Below are 21,101 nucleotides of genomic sequence, written 5' to 3'. Positions count from 1 at the left end.
AGCCCGGGCCTGTTACGGGCACACCCGAGCCTCTCGTCGGCGCGCCCGGCTCTTTCGTCAATGGGCCTCGGCCTTTCGGTAACCGAGTCCGGTTCTTCACCAACGAACCCCCGTCCTGTGTCAATGGCCTCGCCTTTCGCCAACCGACCTGGGCCTTTGCCGACGGCCCCGGATTTTGTGAAGCGACCCGGTCTGTCGCTGTCGGGTCGTGGCCTTTCGTGGAACGACCGCGGCCCTGCCGCCAACGGGTCTCGGCCTTTCGCCAACCGGGCCCGGTTCTTCGCCAACGAACCCCCGTCTTGCGCCAATGGCTCTGCTTTTTGTCAATTGACCTGGGCCTTTTGCCGACGGCCCCCGCCCTTCGTGAGTCGACCTCGGGCTGTCGCCCACGGGCCTCGGCCTTTCGTGGGCGACCGCGGCCTGTCACTCACGGACCTCGGCCTTGCCAATCGACCTCGGCCTGTCGCCAACGGGCTTCGACCTTTTCTGGACCTGACCGCCGTCCTTCCTCAGCGGACGCGCCTTTTCCCGGACTTTCGCCCACGGGCCCCGGACTCGCGCCCACGGCCCCGGCGCTTTCGCCGACCGATCCCGCCTTGCGACGGCCCCCGCCCCGCGTCAACCGACCCCCACCTCTCCCGAGCGCCACCCCCGCAGCACCGTCTCCACCGCCGCCCCTATCCGTCGACGGGCCTCGTGCCGTGGTACTCCGCTCATCAGCAGCTGGTCGTACGGCGTGTCCACGTGCCGTACGGAGGCCGCGACCGCCGAGACCACCGCCGCCTCGGACAGCGCCCGCCCCGCCGCGCTCCGGCCCACCCGCCCGCTGCCCCGAACCGACGCATGCGCCGCGATCGCCCGCGCCCGCTCCGCCGGGCACCTGGGAAACAGCCGTCGTATCTCCGCCGCGAACGCCTCCGTGAACCGCAGGTCCTCCGCGATCCGCCGCCGGGCGTCCCGCAGCCGGCGCCGCCGCCGCGCCTCCGCGTCCGCCAGGCACCGCCCCTCGGCCCGGGCGAGCCCCGCCTCCTCGACCAGGACGCCCTGCCGCTCGTACCGCGATCTGCGCCGGTTGAAGCGCACCACGACCGCCGACAGCGCACTCTCCTCCCGTGACCGCCGGGTCAGCGCGGTGTCGCCGCGCGGCAGGAACACCAGATGCCCGAGGTCGGCACAGTCGAGACACCGCGGTGCCCCCTCCTCGAGCACAAGCAGCGGCAACGGCCCCGCATGACACTCCCCGCAGTGCCGTCTCTTGATCGGCTGGAAGACGACAATCCCGGTGCGGGGCGCAGGTGTTGCAAGACGTGCCATAGGTGTTTCCTTCCCCCGAGGGCACTGCGGACTACCGTGAAATCGCGCCCACTGCACCTCCGCCCTCCACCCCTGTCCACGCCGCCCTCTCATCGGCGCGAGGCGCACCCCGGCCGACGGCTGACGCATCATGGGCGATGTGCGACTCGAAGCGATCACCTGGGACCGGCTCGGCGACCTCCTGGCCGAGCGACTGCTCGACCTCAAGGCCGCCGACGGCAGCCCCTGGCCCCGCATCGCCTTCGACGGAGCGCCGGCAGCCCGCCCGGGAGACCTCGCCGAACGCGTCGCCGAAGCCCTGCGGGTACGCGGCCGCGCCTCGCTGACCGTCGGCGCGGAGGGCTTTCTGCGGCCCGCGTCCGTCCGCCTCGAGTACGGCCACCACGACGTCGACGCCTATTACGACGGCTGGTTGGACACCGGCGCGCTGTGGCGTGAGGTGTTCGGCCCCCTCGAACCCGGCGGTGACGGGCGCGTCCTGCCCGACCTGTGGGACCCGGTCACCGACCGCGCCACCCGCACCCCCTACACCCAACTCCCGCCCGGTGGCTTCCTGTTGCTGCACGGCCCCCTCCTGCTGCGCCACTGGTTCCCCTTCGACCTGACCGTCCATGTACTCCTCTCACCCGGCGCCCTCCGCCGCCGCACCCCCGAGGCCGATCACTGGACACTTGCCGCCTTCCAGCGCTACGCGGACGAGACCGACCCGGCAGGCACGGCCGACGTCCTGGTGCGAGCCGACGACCCGCGCCATCCGGCCTGGAGGGGTTGATTCATCGAGGGGTTGATCGGCAAAACGGCAAACACCTTTTATATGCATGCGCATATAGTTACTGTGGTCCCATGACGACCTCTTCGAGTGACCCCGCCTCCTTCACCGACTCCGTCCGCACCCTCCTCGACGGCAAGAACTTCGCCAGCGTCGCCACCCTCGGCCCCGACGGCGCCCCGCAGAACTCGGTGGTCTGGATCAAGCGCGAGGGCGACACCGTGCTCTTCTCCTCCACCGACGGACGCCAGAAGGTGCGCAACCTCCGCCGCGATCCCCGCATCAGCCTCTCGGTCTTCGACCTCGCCGACCCCTACACCTCGGTCGAGATCCGCGGCACCGCCGAGATCCTCCCCGACGAGGGCAAGCAGCTCCCGTACGAGCTCTCGCACAAGTACCTCGGCATCGACCCGCCCGGGGAGAAGGACGACGAGGTCCGCGTGATCATCCGCATCGTCCCGCGGAAGATCGTGGGTTTCTCGGCCTGAGGCTTCCGGGGCGGCGCCCCCGCCGCCCGCTACCGCCAAGTTCCGGGTGCGGGTGCCGGGCCGCCCGGCGACAATGTAGGGCGCCGGGACTAGCGATGCGTCCCCGCACCGCGCCGGCCGTCCGGCACCGGGAGGTATTCCATGACCACCGCCTCAGACATCATGCACCGTGGCGCCCAGTGGATTCCCGCCCACGAGACACTGGACCGCGCGGCCCAGCTGATGCGCGAACTGAACGTCGGAGCCCTGCCCATCAGCGACCAGAACGAGCGGCTCTGCGGCATCCTCACCGACCGCGACATCGTCATCGGCTGCGTGGCCATGGGTCACGACCCGGCCAAGGTCACCGCCGGTGAGATGGCCCACGGCACCCCCCGCTGGATCGACGCGAACGCCGACGTCGGTGACGTGCTCCGGGAGATGCAGGACCACCAGATCCGCCGGCTTCCGGTCATCGAGAACAAGCGGCTGGTCGGCATGATCAGCGAGGCCGACGTGGCCCGGCATCTGACGGAGGAACAGATCGCCGACTTCGCCCACAGCGTGTACGCGCGGAGCACGACGCGCTGACCCGCCCGACGGAGCCCCTCACAGCCAGCCGCTGCGCCGGAAACCGCGGTACAGCGCCAGGCACGCCACCGCCATCACACCTATGACCAGGGGGTATCCGAAACTCCAGTGCAGCTCCGGCATGTAATCGAAGTTCATGCCGTACACACCGCAGACCATCGTCGGTACGGCGATCACCGCGGCCCAGGCCGTGATCTTGCGCATGTCCTCGTTCTGCGCGACCGTGACCTGCGCGAGATGGGCCTGCAGGATCGAGTTGAGCAGTTCGTCGAAGGAGGCGATCTGCTCCTTCGCCCGCATGAGATGGTCGAGGACGTCCCTGAAGTAGGCCTGTATCTCCGGGGCGACCACGCGGATGGGCCGGGTCGCCAGGTCCTCGACGGGGCGGCCGAGGGGGACCACGGCCCGCTTCAGCTCGAGGAGTTCACGCTTGAGCTGGTAGATCCGGCCAGGGTCGGCCCGCGCGCCGTTCTCCGCGAACACGTCCATCTCCACCTGGTCGATGTCCGCCTGCACAGAGTCGGTGACGAGCAGATAGTCGTCGACCACATGGTCCGCGATCGCGTGCAGCACCGCGGCCGGTCCCTTCGCGAGCTGCTGCGGGTCGGCCTCCAGTCCCTCGCGCAGCGGCCCCAGCGAACCATGCATCCCGTGCCGGACCGTGATGACGAAGTCCTCGCCGACGAACACCATGATCTCCCCGGTGTTCACCACCTCGCTGGTCGCCGTCAGCTCCTCGTGCTCGACGTAGCAGACCGTCTTGAACACCGCGAACAGAGTCTCGCCGTACCGCTCCAGCTTCGGGCGCTGATGGGCCTCGACCGCGTCCTCGACCGCCAGCGGATGCAGATCGAAGAGCTCGGCGATGCCCGCGAACTCCTGGTCCGTCGGTTCGTGCAGCCCCAGCCAGACAAACCCGTCACCCTTTTTCCGCACCCGCTCCACGGCGTCGACCAGATCACCGCCCCCGGGCACCCGCACGCCGTCCCGGTACGTCACGCAGTTCACCACCGAGGAGCCCAGCGGGGACCGGGCCGGGTGACTCAGGTCGACGCGTGGCCGCCGCCTGGCCAGCCGTGCCACCTTGCGCAGGCCGCCCACCCCGCTGAGGTGGGTGACCTTGCGCAGATTCCCTGCCATGGACATATGGATCTCCTTGCGTGGATCTCCGGGCTCGATGCGCGGTTCGCGATTCGCCCCCGTGGTGAGCCGCCTGTCTGTGCCTTGGCGCGCCAGTGTGCCAGGTCTGTGTAAGGGGTGGGTGAGCCTGTGGGAACGGGGCATTCCGTTTGGTTCCCGCCTGTGGACGAAGGGGTTTGCCCACCGAACGTCTGCCCGCCTTACGGGAGGTGACTCGTCGACCGCTTCCGGCAAGCCGGGCAACTGGGATGATCGCGTCATGAAGCGATCCGACGGCTATCTCCTCGACAACCGGCAGACCGAGGCGGCAGAGCGCTTCGACGCCTTCGCCTCCCTCTTCGACCCCACCACCTTCCGGCACCTCGAAGGGCTCGGCATCGACTCCGGCTGGCGCTGCTGGGAGGTCGGCGCGGGCGGCACCTCGGTGGTGTCCTGGCTGGCCGAGAAGGTCGGCCCGACCGGGCAGGTCGTCGCCACCGACATCGACACCTCGCTGCTCGCCTCCGTGGCCCGGCCGCCGGTGGACGTGCGCGTCCACGACGTGGGCGCCGAGGAACCGCCGGGCGAGGGCTTCGACCTGGTGCACGCCCGGCTGGTCCTCGTCCATGTGCCGGACCGCGAACGGGCGTTGCAGTCGATGATCAAGGCCCTGCGGCCGGGCGGCCGCATCCTGATCGAGGATGCCGACCCCGCCCTGCAGCCCCTGGTCTGCCCCGACGAACACGGCCCCGAGCAACGACTCGCCAACCGTCTGCGGCACGGCTTCCGCCGGCTGCTCGCCGACCGTGGTGCCGACCTCTCCTACGGCCGCCGCCTGCCACGCCTGCTCCGCGAGGCCGGCCTGCTCGGCGTCGAGGCCGATGCGTACTTCCCGCTCACCTCCCCGGCCTGCGCCGCCCTCGAGTCGGCCACGATCCGACAGATCCGCGACACCCTCGTCACCGCGAACCTCGCCACGAACGAGGACATCGACCGTCACCTGGCGAACATCGAGGCCGGAGGCATGGACCTGGCCACGGCCCCGATGATCTCGGCATGGGGGAGCAAGGCGTAGCCTCGCGACCGGGAACTCCGGGCCCACCCTTGCGGCCCGGGGGAGGCAGTACCAGCCTGAAGAACATGACGGACAACACGACACGTCTCGACCATGTCGTCCTGTGGGTGCACGACCCGGTCGCCTCGGCAGGCTTCTACGAGAAGGCAGTCGGGCTGCGCCCCCTGAGGATCACCGAGTTCTCCGCGGGGCAGGTGTCGTTCCCCTCGGTACGGCTGAACGACGAGACCATCCTCGACCTCATGCCCCACTCCGTGGCGGAGCACATGAAGATGCTCCCCGGCGCCGCCGACAGCGCGGGGCACCCCGTCAACCACGTCTGCCTGGCCCTGCCCGGCGACGACTTCGAAGCCCTGCACAGCCGCCTCGAGGAACGCGCCGTACCCGTCTCCGAGTTCTCCTACGACTCCTACGGCGCTCGCGGAAAGGCCAGGCGCAGCTTCTACTTCCGCGACCCGGACGGAAACGTCTTCGAGGCCCGCCACTACGACTAGCGAGGTGCCAAGGCGGACCAGCGGGGTGCCCACGCGCGTGAGCGCCCCGTCCGCGTGGGGGGAGTCTGCTACCGCCTCCGTGTCCCGCCGCCCTTCGCGCCCCCGGAGCCTGCCTCTCAGAACAGCGGCTCGGGCAGTACCCCCTCCAACGCGAGCAGCTTGCGCTTGGTCTCCAGCCCGCCCCCGAACCCGCCGATGCCCCCGTCGCTCTCCACCACCCGGTGACAGGGCACGACGACCGGCAGCGGATTGGAGCCCATCGCCGTCCCCACCGCCTGGGCCGCGCCCGGCTGACCCACCCGCCCGGCCAGCTCGCCGTAGCCCACGACCGCGCCGTAGGGCACCCCCGAGGCCAGTTCGCGCAGCACCTGCCGGTTGAAGCCCGAGATCAGCGACCAGTCCAGCGGCAGCTGGAAGTCCCGCCGCTCGCCCGCGAAGTACGCCTCGACCTGCCGTATCGCCTCGGCCAGCAGCGGCGAGCCGGGTGCCTCGACGGGCTCGCGGCCCAGCCGGGACGCCAGCCGCTCGAGCGCCCTGTCACGCACCGCGTCCGTGGCGTGGAACACGACGTTGACCAGGCCCTCGCCGGTCGCGGCCAGCAGCAGCGGACCGATCCCGGTACCGACCACCGCCCACGCGACCTGCTGTTCGTACTGCCCATCGCTGTCCATGCGCCCACCGTACGACCCGCCACTGACATTGATACTCGTAGCGGTTCCGGCGGTCGTGGCTCTGCCACTGACTGACGCCCTGCTGGGCTGTCGCCGCGTTGTTCTGCCCGATCGCCGGAGCTGGTTCTCATGGCTCCAACGCCCAGACGCCGGAGCTCAGGGCTCCTGCAGCGCGGCTCGGATCACGTCGGGCTCGTTGGTGATGATGCCGTCCACGCCGTACCGGGTGACCTGCCGGGCGGTGTCCGCGTCGTTCACGGTCCATGTGAAGACGTTGAGCGGCCTGCCGTGCGGTCCCGTGAACGCGTGCACGGCGGCGACGTAAGCCATCGAGATGGAGCCGACGGAGGGATTGATCCCGTCGATGAAGCGCGCGTAGGCGGGCAGGTCCGAGAACTGCGGTGTACCGAGGAAGCTCGTCCTGACGGCGGGCTTCAGGTCATGGACGATCCGCAGGCTGTCCGCGCTGAAGCTCTGCACGACAAGCCGGTCGGCCAGGTGCTGCGGGTCGAGCCAGCCGTCGTTGCCGAGCACCTTCAGGGTCTGCTGTTCGATGCCCGGATACAGCTCGGGGTTCTTGATCTCCAGCAGCAGCTTCTGGTGGTTGTGCTCGACCCGGCGCATGTACTCGTCGAGCGTCGGCACGCGTGCGCCCGCATAGCGGCGGCCGAACCAGCTCCCCGCGTCGAGGCGCGCGATCTCGGCCGCGGTGAAGTCCTTCACCTCCCAGGACGTCCGGCAGGGGAAGACCTCCTCGACGTCGGTCGTGCGCTGCAGGCTGTCGTCGTGGATGACGACGAGCTCGCCGTCCTTGGTGCGCTGGACGTCGTTCTCCACCCAGGGGATGCCCAGCCGGGCTGCCTTGTCGATGGAGGCCAGGGTGTTCTCGGGCGCGTAGGCGGACGCCCCCCGGTGCCCGATGACCAGCGGTCGTACGTCGACGTCGCCGGCCCGCGCGGCGGAGCCGGGCAGCAGGAGGGCGGCGGTCCCCAGGAGCGCGGTGGTGAAGGCGGCGACTGCGCGCGCGTGCATGCGTACTCCTCGCGTCGTGTGAACACGGACAGCTCAACTGTGACAGCAGAGCGTCAACGACGGTGGCGTACAGAACGACCACACATTGAACGGAGTCGCCCAAGTCCGCTCACCGCGGCCGCACAACTGGGGCAACGACGTGTTTCTTTGCCGGAAAATCGTTCGACCATTCTGGTGGGGGTCATACTCTCTGCCTCAACCCTGACCGCTCGGGCGGTCCTGGGAGGGGGCGCATTTCAGGGAATTCCGGGACGTAAGAGGGCGGGAAGGGCAGCCGCGCATGCAAGGCACGGTCGACGGATTCAGCTACGGACTCGTCACACCGGTGGTGGCCTATCTCATGGCCTCCCTCGGTGGCGCCCTGGGGCTGCGCTGCACGACCAGATCCATGCTCGTCGCCCACTCCTGGCGGCCCGGCTGGCTGGCCCTCGGGTCGGCGGCCATCGGCTCCGGCATATGGACCATGCACTTCGTCGCGATGATGGGGTTCACGGTCAAACAGGCCCCGATCCACTACGACAAGCCGATCACGTTCGCCAGCCTCGGTGTCGCCATTGTCATGGTGGGTATCGGGATCTTCATCGTCGGTTACAAGGGCACGAAGGGAACGGCCCTGTTCACCGGTGGCACGATCACCGGCCTGGGAATCGCCTCGATGCATTATCTGGGCATGGCCGGAATGCGCCTGAACGGGCGGCTGGAATACAACACGGTGACCGTCGCCGCCTCCGTCGTCATCGCGATGGTGGCCGCGACAGCCGCCCTGTGGGCGGCCGGACAGGTCAGGGGCTTCCTGTGGAGCGTGGGCGCGAGCCTCGTCATGGGCCTCGCCGTCAGCGGCATGCACTACACGGGCATGGCGGCCCTCAGCGTCCACGTCCACGACACGGCGGCCACGGCCGCCGGGGACTCGCCGGCCGCACTGCTGTGGCCCATGCTGGTGGGCCCGCTCGCCTTCCTCCTGCTCGCCGCCGTGGTCGTGATGTTCGACCCGCTGATGGTCATGGGCAAGCCCGCCCTGAGCCCTGTCGAGAACAAGCCGGGCGTCCCGGCCCATCCGGCAGTCCACCACCAGGCCCACCGCCCCCCGCTCCGCCCAGCGCGGCAGCCGGGCCGACGCAGCTCCCGCACCCCGCAAAACCGCTGATCGGCCCGCGTTGTCAGTGCCGGGTCGTACGGTTGATTCCATGCGGCCCGTTTCCAACATCGAACGCACGGTGGCGCCCTTCGAGGTCGTCAGCCCCTACCAGCCCAGCGGCGACCAGCCGCAGGCCATCGCCGAGCTCGCCCGGCGCATCGAGGCAGGCGAGAAGGACGTCGTCCTGCTCGGCGCGACCGGCACCGGCAAGTCCGCCACCACCGCGTGGATGATCGAGAAGCTTCAGCGCCCCACCCTGGTGATGGCGCCGAACAAGACCCTGGCCGCCCAGCTGGCGAACGAATTCCGCGAGCTGCTGCCGAACAACGCGGTCGAGTACTTCGTCTCGTACTACGACTACTACCAGCCCGAGGCCTACGTCCCGCAGTCGGACACCTACATCGAGAAGGACTCCTCGATCAACGAGGAGGTCGAGCGCCTGCGCCACTCCGCCACGAACTCGCTGCTCACCCGCCGGGACGTCGTCGTGGTCGCCTCGGTCTCCTGCATCTACGGCCTCGGCACGCCACAGGAGTACGTGGACCGCATGGTCCCCCTCAGGGTCGGCGACGAGATCGACCGCGACCAGCTGCTGCGCCGCTTCGTCGACATCCAGTACACGCGCAACGACCTGGCTTTCACCCGGGGCACCTTCCGCGTCCGCGGCGACACCATCGAGATCTTCCCGGTCTACGAGGAACTCGCCGTCCGCATCGAGATGTTCGGCGACGAGATCGAGGCGCTCTCCACGCTCCACCCGATCACCGGCGAGATCATCAGCGACGACCAGCAGCTGTACATCTTCCCGGCCACCCACTACGTGGCGGGACCGGAACGCCTGGAGCGGGCCGTCAACGACATCGAGAAGGAACTCGGCGAGCGGCTGGCCGAGCTGGAGAAGCAGGGCAAGCTCCTGGAGGCCCAGCGCCTGCGGATGCGCACCACGTACGACCTCGAGATGCTCCGCCAGATCGGCTCCTGCTCCGGCGTCGAGAACTACTCGATGCACTTCGACGGCCGTTCGCCCGGCTCCCCGCCGAACACCCTGCTCGACTACTTCCCGGACGACTTCCTCCTCGTCATCGACGAGTCCCACGTCACCGTCCCGCAGATCGGCGCGATGTACGAGGGTGACGCCTCCCGTAAGCGCACCCTCGTCGACCACGGCTTCCGCCTGCCCTCCGCCCTCGACAACCGGCCGCTGAAGTGGGAGGAGTTCCAGGAGCGCATCGGGCAGACGGTCTATCTGTCGGCGACCCCGGGCAAGTACGAGCTCTCGCGCGCGGACGGCGCCGTGGAGCAGATCATCCGTCCCACCGGCCTGGTCGACCCGGAGGTCGTGGTCAAGCCCACCGAAGGCCAGATCGACGACCTGGTGCACGAGATCCGCACCCGCACCGAGAAGGACGAGCGCGTCCTGGTCACCACCCTCACCAAGAAGATGGCCGAGGACCTCACGGACTACTTCCTGGAGCTCGGCATCCAGGTCCGCTATCTGCACAGCGACGTCGACACCCTGCGCCGCATCGAGCTGCTGCGCGAACTGCGCTCCGGCGAGTTCGACGTCCTGGTCGGCATCAACCTGCTGCGCGAGGGACTCGACCTGCCGGAGGTGTCCCTGGTGGCCATCCTCGACGCCGACAAGGAAGGCTTCCTGCGTTCCGGTACGTCGCTGATCCAGACCATCGGCCGCGCCGCGCGCAATGTCTCCGGCCAGGTCCACATGTACGCCGACAAGATCACCCCGGCGATGGAGAAAGCCATCGAGGAGACCAACCGCCGCCGGGAGAAGCAGGTCGCGTACAACACGGCCCACGGCATCGACCCCCAGCCGCTCCGCAAGAAGATCAACGACATCGTCGCCCAGATCGCCCGCGAGGACGTCGACACGGAGCAGCTGCTCGGCTCGGGCTACCGCAAGCTGAAGGACGGCAAGGCCGCCAAGGCACCCGTGCCCGCCCTCGGCTCCAAGGCGGCCGGCGGTGCCAAGTCCGCCAAGGGCAAGGCCACGGAGACGGTCCCGACCGACCGTCCCGCCGCCGAACTCGCCGAGCAGATCGAGGAGATGACGGCGCGAATGCGCGCCGCCGCCGCCGACCTCCAGTTCGAGATCGCGGCCCGGCTGCGCGACGAGGTCTCCGAGATGAAGAAGGAACTGCGTCAGATGAGGGAGGCGGGCCTGGCCTGAGCACCCGCTGCCGCTGCCGGACCTCGGCCCATGCGCTCTGTGTTGCAAGACCGACACAAAGTACGGGTCGGGGTGCGGCAGCCTCGGTGGCCCTGCGTAGGGTTTTGGGCAACCGCGGACTTTGCGGCAACAGGGGACAGTTCGAGAGGGGAACAGCGCGTGACCGTCAACATGACCAAGGGTCAGGCCATCAGTCTGCAGAAGAACGACGGAGGCAGCCTGACCGCGGTCCGCATGGGTCTCGGCTGGCAGGCGGCTCCCCGGCGCGGCCTGTTCGGCTCGCGCACCCGGGAGATCGACCTGGACGCCTCCGCCGTCCTGTTCGCCGACAAGCAGCCGGTCGACGTCGTCTTCTTCCGCCACCTGGTGAGCGACGACGGCTCCGTGCGTCACACCGGTGACAATCTGGTCGGCGGCGTGGGCCAGGGCGGCGACGACGAGGCGATCCTCGTGGACCTGGCGCGCATCCCGGTCCACATCGACCAGATCGTCTTCACCGTGAACTCCTTCACCGGCCAGACCTTCCAGGAGGTGCAGAACGCGTTCTGCCGCCTGGTCGACGAGACCAACGGCCAGGAGCTCGCCCGCTACACGCTGGCGGGTGGCGGCGCCTACACGGCCCAGATCATGGCGAAGGTGCACCGTTCGGGCCCGGGCTGGACGATGACGGCCCTCGGCACCCCGGCCAACGGCCGTACCTTCCAGGACCTGATGCCGGCGATCCTGCCGCACCTGTAGAGCCCACCCCGCCAGGGCCCGCCGCGGAGACGGGCCCTGGCGGCACACAACACGACACACCAGCGACACAGGGGGACGAGGGCGATGACGGCCGAGCTGGTGCGGGGGCAGAACCACCCGCTCTCCCAGTCCCGTCTGGAGATCCGGGTTGCGGCCGGCACGCCGGTCGTGGCCTCGGCCACGCTCAGCGACGAGAACGGCAAGGCACGCGGCGTCGAATGGGTGGCCCACCCCGGCGCGCCCACCCTGCCCGGCCTCGAAGTCTCCAAGCAGGCGGCCGCGGACCACCGTCTCGCGGTGGACCTGGACGCCATGCCGGAGGCCGTGCACCGGGTCAATGTGCTGCTCGCCCTGCCCACGACCGGCGGGCAGGGCCCGGTCCGCTTCGGTACGGCCGCCGCCCCCTTCGTGGCCGTCACCGGCCTGGACGGCACCGAGGTCGCCAGCTACACGATCACCGGTCTGGACGCCGAGTGCGCCGTCGTCGCCCTGGAGCTCTACCGCCGGCAGGGCGCCTGGAAGGTGCGTGCCGTCGGCCAGGGGTACGCGGGCGGCCTCGCCGAGCTCTTCGCCGACCAGGGCCTGACCGAGGCCCACCTCTTGGCGGGCACCATCAACGAGGCGGTGGCCCAGGGCCTGGCCCGCTCGGTGCCGGCACCCCCGCAGCGCACCGCGGAGGGGGACCGGACACGCCAGGCCGCCGCGCCGGCGCACGGACCCGACGAGGGCGGCCGCGCGGCACCGCAGGGCGCTTCCGGCCCCGTACCACCGCAGCCCACATCTCCGTATGGGCCACAGGGCACCCAGCCCGGATACCCGGCGGGTCCTTCCGCGGTCACGCAGCCGTCCTCGCCCAACGCCGGTGGCCCGGTCGACTACAGCCACCCGGGCCGGCAGGCCGCCGCTCCGCCACCGCCCCCGCCGACGGTGCCTCCGGCCCCGCCCGGACAGCCCGCGCCGCCGGTCGCGGGTGACGCGACCGGCTGGTCCATGGACGAGCGGTTGTACAACCAGGTCTGGGGCATGTTCGAGGACCTGGCCCGCACCACGGCCGCCTACCGCAGCGCCGTCGACTTCGCCGACTCGCGCATGGAGAAGGAGCTCGACCAGGCCCTGTCCGACCCGCGCAGCAGAATCGGCGGCCAGGGCGAGGCCGCGCGCGAGGCGGCCCGCGCCAAGCACGCGCAACTCGTCGACCAGGCCAGGGCGGCGCTCGACCGGGACCTCGCCCAGCTCGCCGCCGAGGCCGAGGTCGTCGAGCCCGCGCTGCCACCCGCGTACGCGCGCTGGGACAACCCGGTCTGGCACGGCTACCGGGTGCCGATGGAGATCCCCATGGCCCTGCGCCTGGGCGACCTCTCGCTGCCCGAGAGCGAGCTGCTGCGCATCCCGATGCTGGTGCGCCTACCGCTCGAACGCGGCCTGTGGATCGACAGCGGACGTCCCGCATCGCTCGACGACCCGTCTGCCGGCGCCGATGAGCTGGGGCGCCTCGCGATGGACACGGCGGTGGCGCTCGCGGCACGACTGCTCGCGGTCTACCCGGTGGGCGAGTTCGCCGTGCATGTCATCGACCCGGCCGGCTCCGCAGCTCAGGCGCTCGCACCGCTGGTGCACAGCGGCGTGCTCGCGACCCCGCCCGCCCTCGGTGCGGCGGGCGTGGCGGACGTTCTGACCCGGCTGACCCAGCGCGTCGACCTGGTGCAGATGGCGGTGCGCGGCGGTGCGGCCGACTCGCTCCCGCCCGGCCTGGACACCGCCGAGCAGCTCCTGATCGTCAACGACTTCCCGCACGGCTTCGATGACCGGGCGGTGACCCAGCTGCGCTACCTCGCGGACGAGGGCCCGGCCGTGGGCGTCCATCTGATGATGGTCGCGGACCGCGAGGAGGCCGCCGGCTACGGACCTCTGCTCGACCCCCTGTGGCGTTCGCTGCTGCGCCTCACCCCGCTGCCCGACGACCATCTCGCCGATCCGTGGGTCGGCCATGCCTGGACCTACGAACCCGCCCTCGTGCCCCCTGGCAGCCAGGTGCTCCAGCAGGTGCTCACTCAGGTGGCTGCGGCCCGCACCAAGCACCGGTAAAGGCGCTCTGAACAGCCTTTTTGACCGCTCCTTTGCTAATTGCTTTACCTTTCCTTGGTGATTGGGGTACTGTAGTTCTCACGGAGGGGAGTACTCCCTGTCGACTGCGGCGTACCCGTCAATACGGATCAGAACTGATCCCGGGGCGTCGGCCCACCCTGGGTGGAAGAGACCTCCGGCAGCGCGACGACGCTGGTCATCTGCCGTTACGTATTGCCGGAGGAACAGTGGATGTTTCCCCCACCCTGTGGGTCCTGACCATCGTGGGCCTTGCCGCCCTGATCGCGGTCGACTTCTTCATCGGCCGCAAGCCGCACGACGTCTCGATCAAGGAAGCCGGGATCTGGACGGTCGTCTGGATCGCACTGGCCGGGCTCTTCGGGCTCGGTCTGCTCCTCTTCGGCGGCGGCCAGGCCGGCGGCGAGTTCTTCGCGGGCTTCATCACCGAGAAGTCCCTGAGCGTCGACAACCTCTTCGTCTTCGTGCTGATCATGGCGAAGTTCGCGGTGCCCTCCCAGTACCAGCAGCGGGTGCTGCTCGTCGGCGTCCTCATAGCCCTGGTCCTGCGGGCGATCTTCATCGCCGCCGGTGCGGCGATCCTCGCCAGCTTCGCGTGGGTCTTCTACCTCTTCGGCGCCTTCCTCATCTGGACCGCCTGGAAGCTCATCCAGGAGGCCCGGGCCGACGAGGAGGACGAGGAGTTCGAGGAGAACAAGCTGCTCAAGGCTGCCGAGCGCCGCTTCGGTGTCGCCGACCGCTACCACGGCACCAAGCTGTGGATCCAGCAGAACGGCAAGCGGGTCATGACGCCGATGCTGGTCGTGATGCTCGCGATCGGCACCACCGATGTCCTGTTCGCGCTCGACTCGATACCCGCGATCTTCGGCCTGACCCAGGACCCGTACATCGTCTTCACCGCCAACGCCTTCGCACTGATGGGCCTGAGGCAGCTCTACTTCCTGATCGGCGGACTGCTGAAGAAGCTGGTCCACCTCAGCTACGGCCTGTCGATCATCCTCGGCTTCATCGGCGTCAAGCTGGTGCTGCACGCGCTGCACGAGTCCGGCGTCCACGTCCCGGAGATCTCCATCCCGGTCTCCCTCGGCGTGATCTGCTCGGTCCTCGTCGTCACCACTCTCACCAGCCTGCGCGCGTCGAAGAAGCAGGCGGCGGCCCAGGCGGCGCAAGGCGAGAGCGAAGGCGCTGCGAAGGACAGCATCCAGGCCTGACTGCGACGGACGTAGAAACAACCAGCACCGGGAGCGGTGCGCGGCGAATTGCCGACCACCCCTCCCGGTGCTTGCTTGTTTCCTGAGCGCGTTCCCCAGCCTGGGAGCGCCTGGCCAGGTGGAGGTACCCATGAAGTTCGTGCAGATCATCACCTTTGAGACCGAGCGTCTGGAGGAGATGCAGCAGCTGGTCCAGGGGGCGAGGGAGCGCAACGTCGGCCGGGCGGGCGGCCCCACGCACAGCATGCTCCTGAAAGACCGGGACAACCCCCGCCGCTATCTCGCACTGATCGAATTCGAGTCGTACGAGGACGCGATGCGGAACAGCAACGACCCCGAGACGACCAAGATGGCGGAGCAGATGGCCGCACTGAGCATGGGCGAGCGCACGTTCACCAACTGCGACCTGCTGGAGATGAGCGAGCTCAAATAGCCGCGCACCCCCGAAGGGGCCCCGTACCGCCGGGGTGCGGGGCCCTTGGGCCTCTGCAACGATCGCTGCATGATCGCTCGGCTCGGGTCGCTCACGACGCAGTGGACGTCCGTCGTGCCGGTGCTCGCGATCGTGCTGCTGGCCTTCACCTGGGGGCGTGATCTGCCCGCCGCGGTGGTCGCTTTGGACACCCTCGTACTCGCAGGCGCCGTTCTCGCCGCCGTGCACCATGCGGAGATGGTCGCCCACCGGGTCGGCGAACCCTTCGGTTCGCTCGTGCTCGCCGTCGCCGTCACGGTCATCGAGGTCGCCCTGATCGTCACCCTGATGGCAGACGGCGGCGGCAAGAGCTCGACCCTGGCCAGGGACACGGTCTTCGCGGCGGTGATGATCACCTGCAACGGCATCGTCGGCCTCTGTCTGCTGGTCGCCTCCGTGCGCCACGGCACCGCCGTCTTCAACCCCGAAGGCACCGGCGCCGCGCTCGCCACCGTCGCCACCCTGGCCACGCTCAGCCTGGTACTGCCGACCTTCACCACCAGCAAGCCGGGCCCGGAGTTCTCGGGGGTACAGCTCACCTTCGCCGCGATCTCCTCGCTGATCCTCTACGGTCTCTTCGTCGCGACCCAGACCGTGCGGCACCGCGACTACTTCCTGCCCATCAGCCGCCAGGGCGGGGTGATCACCGCGGACGACCACGCGGACACCCCGACCGTCCGCACCGCGTGGATCAGTCTGGGCCTGCTCGGTCTCGCGCTGATCGGCGTCGTCGGGCTGGCCAAGGGCGTGTCACCCACGATCGAGTCCGCAGTGGAGACCGCCGGACTGCACCATGCGGTCGTCGGCGTGATCATCGCCCTGCTGGTGCTGCTCCCGGAGACCATCGCGGCCCTGCGCTCCGCCCGCCGCGACCGGGTGCAGACCAGCCTGAACCTCGCCCTCGGCTCCGCCATGGCCAGCATCGGCCTGACCATCCCCGCGGTCGCCCTGGCGTCCGTCTGGCTCTCCGGCCCGCTCGTCCTCGGCCTCGGCTCCACGCACATGGTGCTGCTCGCCCTGACCGTGGTGGTGAGCTCGCTGACGGTGGTGCCGGGCCGGGCCACGCCGCTGCAGGGCGGGGTCCACCTGGTGCTGTTCGCGGCGTACTTGGAGCTCGCGGTCAATCCATGACCGGCTCCGCGAGGGCCATCGTCGCCGGCCGTGTCTCCGGCAGCAGCGCGAAGCATCCCAGGCTCAGCAGCGCGATCCCCGTCAGATAGGCGCCCACGCCCCACGGCACCCGGCCTCCGTGCCCGGCCAGCGCCGTCGCCGCGATCGGTGTGAGCGCGCCCCCGAGCACCCCGCCGAGGTTGTAGCCGACGGCCGCTCCCGTGCAGCGCACCCGCGGCTCGTACAGCTCGGGCAGATACGCGGCGACCACTCCCGACATCGTGACGAACGCGAGCAGTGCTCCCAGGAAGCCGGCGAACATCAGCAGCGGCTCACCGGTCGCGAGGAGGTACACCGTCGGAAACATCCACGCAGCGGCGGCGGCACACCCCACCAGGCACATCGGCCGCCGCCCGTAGCGGTCCCCGAGCAGCGCGGCCAGCGGGGTGAGCGCGCCCTGCACCACCACCGCGGCCATGATGCAGGTCAACATGACGATACGGCCGACTCCGAGCCGCTCCGTCGCGTACGCGAGGGACCACGTCGTCACGGCGTAGAAGATGGCGTACCCGACCGAGAGCGCCCCGGCCGTCAGCAGGACGAGCCGCCAGTGGTCGCGTACGACCTCCGCGAGCGGCACGCGCGCATGGTCGTCGATCTCGAGGAAGCTCGGGCTCTCGGCCAGCGACGACCGCAGCCACAGCCCCACCGCGGCCAGCACACCCGCCGCCCAGAACGGCACCCGCCATCCCCACGCGGCGAACTGCGCGTCGGACAGCGTCGCCGACAGCACCAGCACCACACCATTGGCCAGCACGAACCCCAGGGCGGGCCCGACCTGGGGGAAGCTCGACCACAGGGCACGCCGTTCGGGAGGCGCGTGCTCGGCGGTGAGCAGCACGGCCCCGCCCCACTCCCCGCCGAGCCCCAGCCCCTGCAGAAAACGCAGCACCAGGAGCAGCGCGGGGGCGGCCACACCGATCGACCCGTACGTCGGCACACAGCCGACCGCCACCGTGGCGGCGCCGGTCAGCAGCAGCGAGCAGACCATGACCGGCCGGCGTCCGCGCCGGTCCCCGATGTGCCCGAACAGCACCGAGCCCAGCGGACGCGCCACGAACCCCACACCGAAGGTGACGAAGGCGGCGAGCGTCCCCGCCCCCGGTGAGAACGCCGGGAAGAACAGCGGCCCCAGGACCAGTGCCGCGGCGGTCCCGTAGACGAAGAAGTCGTAGAACTCGATGGCCGTCCCGGCGAGCGAGGCGGCTGCGAGCCGCAGCATGGAGGGTCTCATTACGGTGCGTACGTCGTGCATGCCGCGTCAACTACCCACCGTGACAGCGGGTTACGGGGGCGCACGGGCGTGATCGGGCCTCGCCGGAACGTGGCGGTGATGCGCCGGGCGGGCCGTCGGGAGTGCGGGACGTCCCGCCGCGAAGGCACCGTGATAAACCGGGTGCGAACAGCGGTCCTCGACGGATCGCCGCACACCACCGGACCGGAGGAACCGTGCCCCGCACCCTGGCCAACGCCCCGATCATGATCCTCAACGGGCCCAACCTGAACCTGCTCGGCCAGCGCCAGCCGGAGATCTACGGCAAGGACACCCTCGCCGACGTCGAGGCCCTGTGCGCCAAGGCGGCCGCCGCGCACGGCGGCACGGTGGACTTCCGGCAGTCCAACCACGAGGGCGAGCTGGTCGACTGGATCCACGAGGCACGGCTGAACCACTGCGGGATCGTCATCAACCCCGGGGCCTACTCACACACGTCAGTCGCGATTCTGGACGCACTCAACACCTGCGACGGACTGCCCGTGCTGGAGGTGCACATCTCCAACATCCACCGGCGTGAATCGTTCCGGCACCACTCGTACGTCTCCCTGCGCGCCGACGGCGTCATCGCCGGGTGCGGAGTGCAGGGATACGTGTTCGGCGTGGAGCGCGTCGCGGCGCTGGTGGGGGCCGCCCAGGCCGACGCGTAAGCCCCGGTCACCAGGCGCGCGGCTCTTACAGCCGGCCCGCCTCCACGATCCGCCGCAGGAACCGTTGCGTGCGTTCCTGCTGCGGGTCGCCGAAGATCTGCTCGGCGGTTCCGCGCTCCAGGACCACCCCTGAGTCCAGAAAACAAACCTGGTCGGCGACGTCCCGGGCGAAGCCCATCTCGTGCGTGGCCAGCACCATGGTCATGCCGTCGTCCTTCAGGTCCCGCACGACGGTGAGGACCTCGCCGACGAGCTCGGGGTCCAGGGCAGCGGTGATCTCGTCGAGCAGCAGCAGCCGCGGCCGTACGGCGAGAGCGCGCACGATCGCCACACGCTGCTGCTGGCCGCCGCTCAGCCGGTCCGGGTACTCACCCGCCTTGCCGCCGAGCCCGAGCCGCTCCAGCAGCTCCCGGGCACGTTCCTCGGCCTCCGCACGGGAGACGCCGTGCACCCGCCGCGGGGCGAGGGTGATGTTGTCCAGGACCGTCATGTGCGGGAACAGGTTGTAGGCCTGGAAGACCACGCCGATGCGGCGGCGTACGGCGTCCTGGTCGGCGCGCGGATCGGTGATCTCCTCGCCGTCCAGCCAGATCGCCCCGTCGTCGATCTCCTCCAGGAGGTTCGCGCATCGCAGCAGCGTCGACTTGCCCGACCCAGAGGCGCCGATCAGCGCGGTCACCGTGTGCGGGGCGACCTCCAGGTCGACATCCCGCAGGACGACTGTGTCGCCGAAGGTCTTGCGCACGGACTCCATGCGCAGCACGGGAGCGTCGCTCATATCGATCCTCCCTGGGCCCGTCGGCGGTCCATCCGTGCCGTCACCCAGTCCGTGAAGCGGGTCATCGGGATGGTCAGCGCCACGAAGACCAGGCCCGCGACGATGTACGGCGTGTAGTTGAGGCTGCGCTGGGCGATGATGTCGGACGCCCGGACGGCGTCGATCGCACCGCCGATCGACACCAGTCCGGTGTCCTTCTGGAGCGACACCAGATCGTTCAGCAGGGGCGGCACCTGACGGCGTACCGCCTGGGGCAGCACCACGTGCCGCAGCGCCTGCCGGTTGGTCAGGCCCAGCGAGCGGGCTGCGGCGCGCTGCGAAGGATGCACCGACTCGATGCCGGCGCGGAACACCTCGGCGACGTACGCCGAGTACGTCAGGGTCAGCGCCGTACCGCCCAGCCACACGGGATCAACGGTCACACCCTGGAGACGCAGTGCGGGCACGCCGAAGACGACGATCATCAGGTTGATGATCAGCGGCAGACCGCGGAAGAAGTCCGTGTACGCGGCCGCGAGCGCCCGCAGGGGGAAGAACACCGGCCCCGGCAGGGTCCGTGCGACGGCGATCAGCATGCCCAGGACGAGCACCAGAACACCGCAGATCAGCAGCAGCCGGATGTTGAGCCAGAGCCCTTCCAGGACCTTGGGGAACGCCTCGCGTGCGTAGCCCGCGTCGAAGAAGGTCTCCTTGGTACGCTCCCAGCCGGGAGCGCTGACGACGACCAGGTAGAGGACGACGGCGGTGACGAGGGTCGAGACGGCGGCGATGGCCGTCGCGCGACGGGCACGCGCGCGCTTGTAGCGCTCGCGCGCCAGCCGCCGCTCGGACGGGGTGTACCCCTCGGGCATGTCACTCTTGCCCGCGTCCTTGCCGGACTCCTCCTTCGTGACCGTCACTTGAGCACCGGAGCGCCGACGGCGTCGGACAGCCACTGCTTCTCCAGCTTCGCCAGCGTCCCGTCCTTGCGGAGGGCATCCACGGCCGACGACACGCACGAGGTGAGGGCACTGCCCTTGTCGAGGACCAGCCCGAACTGCTCTGGCGTACCGCCCTGGTTCTCGAACTGTCCGACGATCTTGGCGTCGGTCACCTGGGCGGCGGTGACGTAGAAGGCGGTGGGCAGGTCGGTGACGATCGCGTCCACCTGACCGTTCTTCAGCGCGGAGATGGCCTGGTCGTTCTTGGAGTACGCGGCCGCCTCCTGGGAGGGCTTCACCACGTCGCCGATGTAGTTGAGGCTCGTTGTGCCCACCTGGGCGCCCAGCTTGAGGCCCTTGAGATCCGCGATGCCGGTCGCCTTGGCGGCCTTAGACCCCTTCAGCGCGATGACGGCCTGGCGCACGTCGTAGTAGCCGGAGGAGAAGTCCACGGCCTTCTTGCGCTCGTCGCTGATGGACACCTGGTTGATGTCGAAGTCGAAGGTCTTCACGCCGGGCGCGAAGGCCTTGTTGAAGGGCACCTGCTGCCACACGACGGCACTCTTGTCGTAGCCGAGCTGCTGCGCCACCGCGTAGGCGACGGCCGACTCGAAGCCCTTGCCGTTGGCGGGCTTGTCGTCCTTGAACCACGGCTCGTAGGCGGGCTCGTCCGTGGCGACGGTCAGTTTGCCGGATGCCTTGGTGTCCAACTTGCCCTTGGCGCAGGTCTTCGAGGCCGAACCGGACGGTGTGGCTGCCGCCTTGTCCTCCGGCTGCGGAGCGCAGCCGACAGCGGTGGCGAGCAGGCCTATGGTTGCCGCGGCGACGGCGCGGCGCAGAGCGCGAGGGGCGAGGTGCATGGCGGGAGAGTGGCAGTCCAGCGTCCCGTTTGTCGAGGTCACGTCGGGAATTGTCCGCATAGTGGGAA

At 69.7% G+C, this 21,101-nt stretch carries 21 protein-coding genes; 13 read left to right on the top strand and 8 right to left on the bottom strand.

The genetic code is table 11. The annotated features are described in order from the left end of the window. Nucleotides 1-618: 618 nt before the first annotated feature. Complete coding sequence (locus tag ACWCRD_RS22415) at nucleotides 619-1,314, bottom strand: DUF2293 domain-containing protein (RefSeq protein WP_450967562.1); 696 nt, start codon at nucleotides 1,312-1,314, stop codon at nucleotides 619-621. Nucleotides 1,315-1,453: 139 nt separating this feature from the next. On the opposite strand from ACWCRD_RS22415, the gene ACWCRD_RS22410 reads away from it, so the two are divergent. The 3 genes from ACWCRD_RS22410 to ACWCRD_RS22400 all read left to right on the top strand — a co-directional run bounded on the left by ACWCRD_RS22410 (nucleotide 1,454) and on the right by ACWCRD_RS22400 (nucleotide 3,141). Further along, the gene (locus ACWCRD_RS22410) at nucleotides 1,454-2,086 is read left to right on the top strand and encodes a uridine kinase (RefSeq protein WP_450967561.1); all 633 of its coding nucleotides are present in this window, start codon (nucleotides 1,454-1,456) and stop codon (nucleotides 2,084-2,086) included. Between the two features lie 71 nt (nucleotides 2,087-2,157). Further along, the gene (locus tag ACWCRD_RS22405) at nucleotides 2,158-2,571 is read left to right on the top strand and encodes a PPOX class F420-dependent oxidoreductase (protein ID WP_450967560.1); all 414 of its coding nucleotides are present in this window, start codon (nucleotides 2,158-2,160) and stop codon (nucleotides 2,569-2,571) included. A gap of 141 nt (nucleotides 2,572-2,712) precedes the next feature. Beyond that, nucleotides 2,713-3,141: a CBS domain-containing protein gene (locus ACWCRD_RS22400; RefSeq protein ID WP_030933239.1), complete on the top strand. Its 429-nt coding sequence runs from the start codon at nucleotides 2,713-2,715 to the stop codon at nucleotides 3,139-3,141. A gap of 18 nt (nucleotides 3,142-3,159) precedes the next feature. Here ACWCRD_RS22400 and corA read toward each other — a convergent pair whose 3' ends face one another. Then, a complete protein-coding gene (gene corA, locus ACWCRD_RS22395; protein ID WP_450967559.1) occupies nucleotides 3,160-4,287 on the bottom strand; it encodes a magnesium/cobalt transporter CorA in 1,128 nt (375 codons plus the stop codon). Nucleotides 4,288-4,540: 253 nt separating this feature from the next. Here corA and ACWCRD_RS22390 point away from each other — a divergent pair, with 253 nt between their 5' ends. After that, nucleotides 4,541-5,335, top strand: coding sequence for a methyltransferase (locus ACWCRD_RS22390; RefSeq protein WP_450967558.1), 795 nt, complete (start codon nucleotides 4,541-4,543; stop codon nucleotides 5,333-5,335). Between the two features lie 65 nt (nucleotides 5,336-5,400). Next, entirely contained in the window at nucleotides 5,401-5,829 is a 429-nt protein-coding gene (locus tag ACWCRD_RS22385) for a VOC family protein (protein WP_450967557.1), read from the top strand. 116 nt (nucleotides 5,830-5,945) lie between these two features. Here ACWCRD_RS22385 and ACWCRD_RS22380 read toward each other — a convergent pair whose 3' ends face one another. Together ACWCRD_RS22380 and ACWCRD_RS22375 are read right to left on the bottom strand one after the other, a co-directional pair. Beyond that, nucleotides 5,946-6,500, bottom strand: a complete 555-nt coding sequence (locus tag ACWCRD_RS22380; protein WP_450967556.1) for a methylated-DNA--[protein]-cysteine S-methyltransferase — start codon at nucleotides 6,498-6,500, stop codon at nucleotides 5,946-5,948. A 156-nt stretch (nucleotides 6,501-6,656) separates the two neighbouring features. After that, entirely contained in the window at nucleotides 6,657-7,532 is an 876-nt protein-coding gene (locus ACWCRD_RS22375; protein ID WP_450967555.1) for a glycerophosphodiester phosphodiesterase, read from the bottom strand. Nucleotides 7,533-7,812: 280 nt separating this feature from the next. Between ACWCRD_RS22375 and ACWCRD_RS22370 the strand changes: the two genes are divergently transcribed. The 7 genes from ACWCRD_RS22370 (at nucleotide 7,813) to ACWCRD_RS22340 (ending at nucleotide 16,513) form a co-directional block, all read left to right on the top strand. Further along, complete coding sequence (locus tag ACWCRD_RS22370; RefSeq protein ID WP_450967554.1) at nucleotides 7,813-8,679, top strand: MHYT domain-containing protein; 867 nt, start codon at nucleotides 7,813-7,815, stop codon at nucleotides 8,677-8,679. A 40-nt stretch (nucleotides 8,680-8,719) separates the two neighbouring features. Next, on the top strand, nucleotides 8,720-10,858 hold the full coding sequence (gene uvrB / locus ACWCRD_RS22365) for an excinuclease ABC subunit UvrB (protein ID WP_450967553.1): 2,139 nt from the start codon (nucleotides 8,720-8,722) through the stop codon (nucleotides 10,856-10,858). A gap of 159 nt (nucleotides 10,859-11,017) precedes the next feature. Next, a complete protein-coding gene (locus ACWCRD_RS22360; protein WP_030933261.1) occupies nucleotides 11,018-11,596 on the top strand; it encodes a TerD family protein in 579 nt (192 codons plus the stop codon). Nucleotides 11,597-11,680: 84 nt separating this feature from the next. Further along, the gene (locus ACWCRD_RS22355) at nucleotides 11,681-13,681 is read left to right on the top strand and encodes a TerD family protein (RefSeq protein WP_450967552.1); all 2,001 of its coding nucleotides are present in this window, start codon (nucleotides 11,681-11,683) and stop codon (nucleotides 13,679-13,681) included. Between the two features lie 227 nt (nucleotides 13,682-13,908). Beyond that, nucleotides 13,909-14,910, top strand: coding sequence for a TerC/Alx family metal homeostasis membrane protein (locus ACWCRD_RS22350; protein WP_450967551.1), 1,002 nt, complete (start codon nucleotides 13,909-13,911; stop codon nucleotides 14,908-14,910). A gap of 130 nt (nucleotides 14,911-15,040) precedes the next feature. Further along, complete coding sequence (locus ACWCRD_RS22345; RefSeq protein WP_450967550.1) at nucleotides 15,041-15,343, top strand: hypothetical protein; 303 nt, start codon at nucleotides 15,041-15,043, stop codon at nucleotides 15,341-15,343. 69 nt (nucleotides 15,344-15,412) lie between these two features. Then, nucleotides 15,413-16,513: a calcium:proton antiporter gene (locus ACWCRD_RS22340; RefSeq protein WP_450967549.1), complete on the top strand. Its 1,101-nt coding sequence runs from the start codon at nucleotides 15,413-15,415 to the stop codon at nucleotides 16,511-16,513. Here ACWCRD_RS22340 and ACWCRD_RS22335 read toward each other — a convergent pair. Next, nucleotides 16,503-17,774, bottom strand: coding sequence for an MFS transporter (locus ACWCRD_RS22335; RefSeq protein WP_450967548.1), 1,272 nt, complete (start codon nucleotides 17,772-17,774; stop codon nucleotides 16,503-16,505). The two genes, ACWCRD_RS22340 and ACWCRD_RS22335, sit on opposite strands and share 11 nt — an antisense overlap. Nucleotides 17,775-18,001: 227 nt before the next feature. On the opposite strand from ACWCRD_RS22335, the gene aroQ reads away from it, so the two are divergent. Next, the gene (aroQ, locus tag ACWCRD_RS22330) at nucleotides 18,002-18,475 is read left to right on the top strand and encodes a type II 3-dehydroquinate dehydratase (protein ID WP_115908816.1); all 474 of its coding nucleotides are present in this window, start codon (nucleotides 18,002-18,004) and stop codon (nucleotides 18,473-18,475) included. 25 nt (nucleotides 18,476-18,500) lie between these two features. Here the strand turns inward: aroQ and ACWCRD_RS22325 are convergent, their stop codons facing one another. The 3 genes from ACWCRD_RS22325 to ACWCRD_RS22315 are packed head-to-tail and all read right to left on the bottom strand — an operon-like array spanning nucleotide 18,501 to nucleotide 21,033. After that, complete coding sequence (locus tag ACWCRD_RS22325; protein ID WP_450967547.1) at nucleotides 18,501-19,253, bottom strand: amino acid ABC transporter ATP-binding protein; 753 nt, start codon at nucleotides 19,251-19,253, stop codon at nucleotides 18,501-18,503. After that, on the bottom strand, nucleotides 19,250-20,152 hold the full coding sequence (locus ACWCRD_RS22320; RefSeq protein ID WP_450967546.1) for an amino acid ABC transporter permease: 903 nt from the start codon (nucleotides 20,150-20,152) through the stop codon (nucleotides 19,250-19,252). The genes ACWCRD_RS22325 and ACWCRD_RS22320 overlap by 4 nt, the downstream gene beginning before the upstream one ends. Further along, the gene (locus ACWCRD_RS22315; RefSeq protein ID WP_450967692.1) at nucleotides 20,149-21,033 is read right to left on the bottom strand and encodes an ABC transporter substrate-binding protein; all 885 of its coding nucleotides are present in this window, start codon (nucleotides 21,031-21,033) and stop codon (nucleotides 20,149-20,151) included. Before ACWCRD_RS22315 ends, ACWCRD_RS22320 begins: the two co-directional genes overlap by 4 nt. Between the last annotated feature and the right edge of the window lie 68 nt (nucleotides 21,034-21,101).

Source organism: Streptomyces sp. NPDC002092 (genome assembly GCF_053593775.1).
Note: the sequence above shows the minus strand (reverse complement) of the source record. Positions and strands in the feature narration are given on the sequence as shown.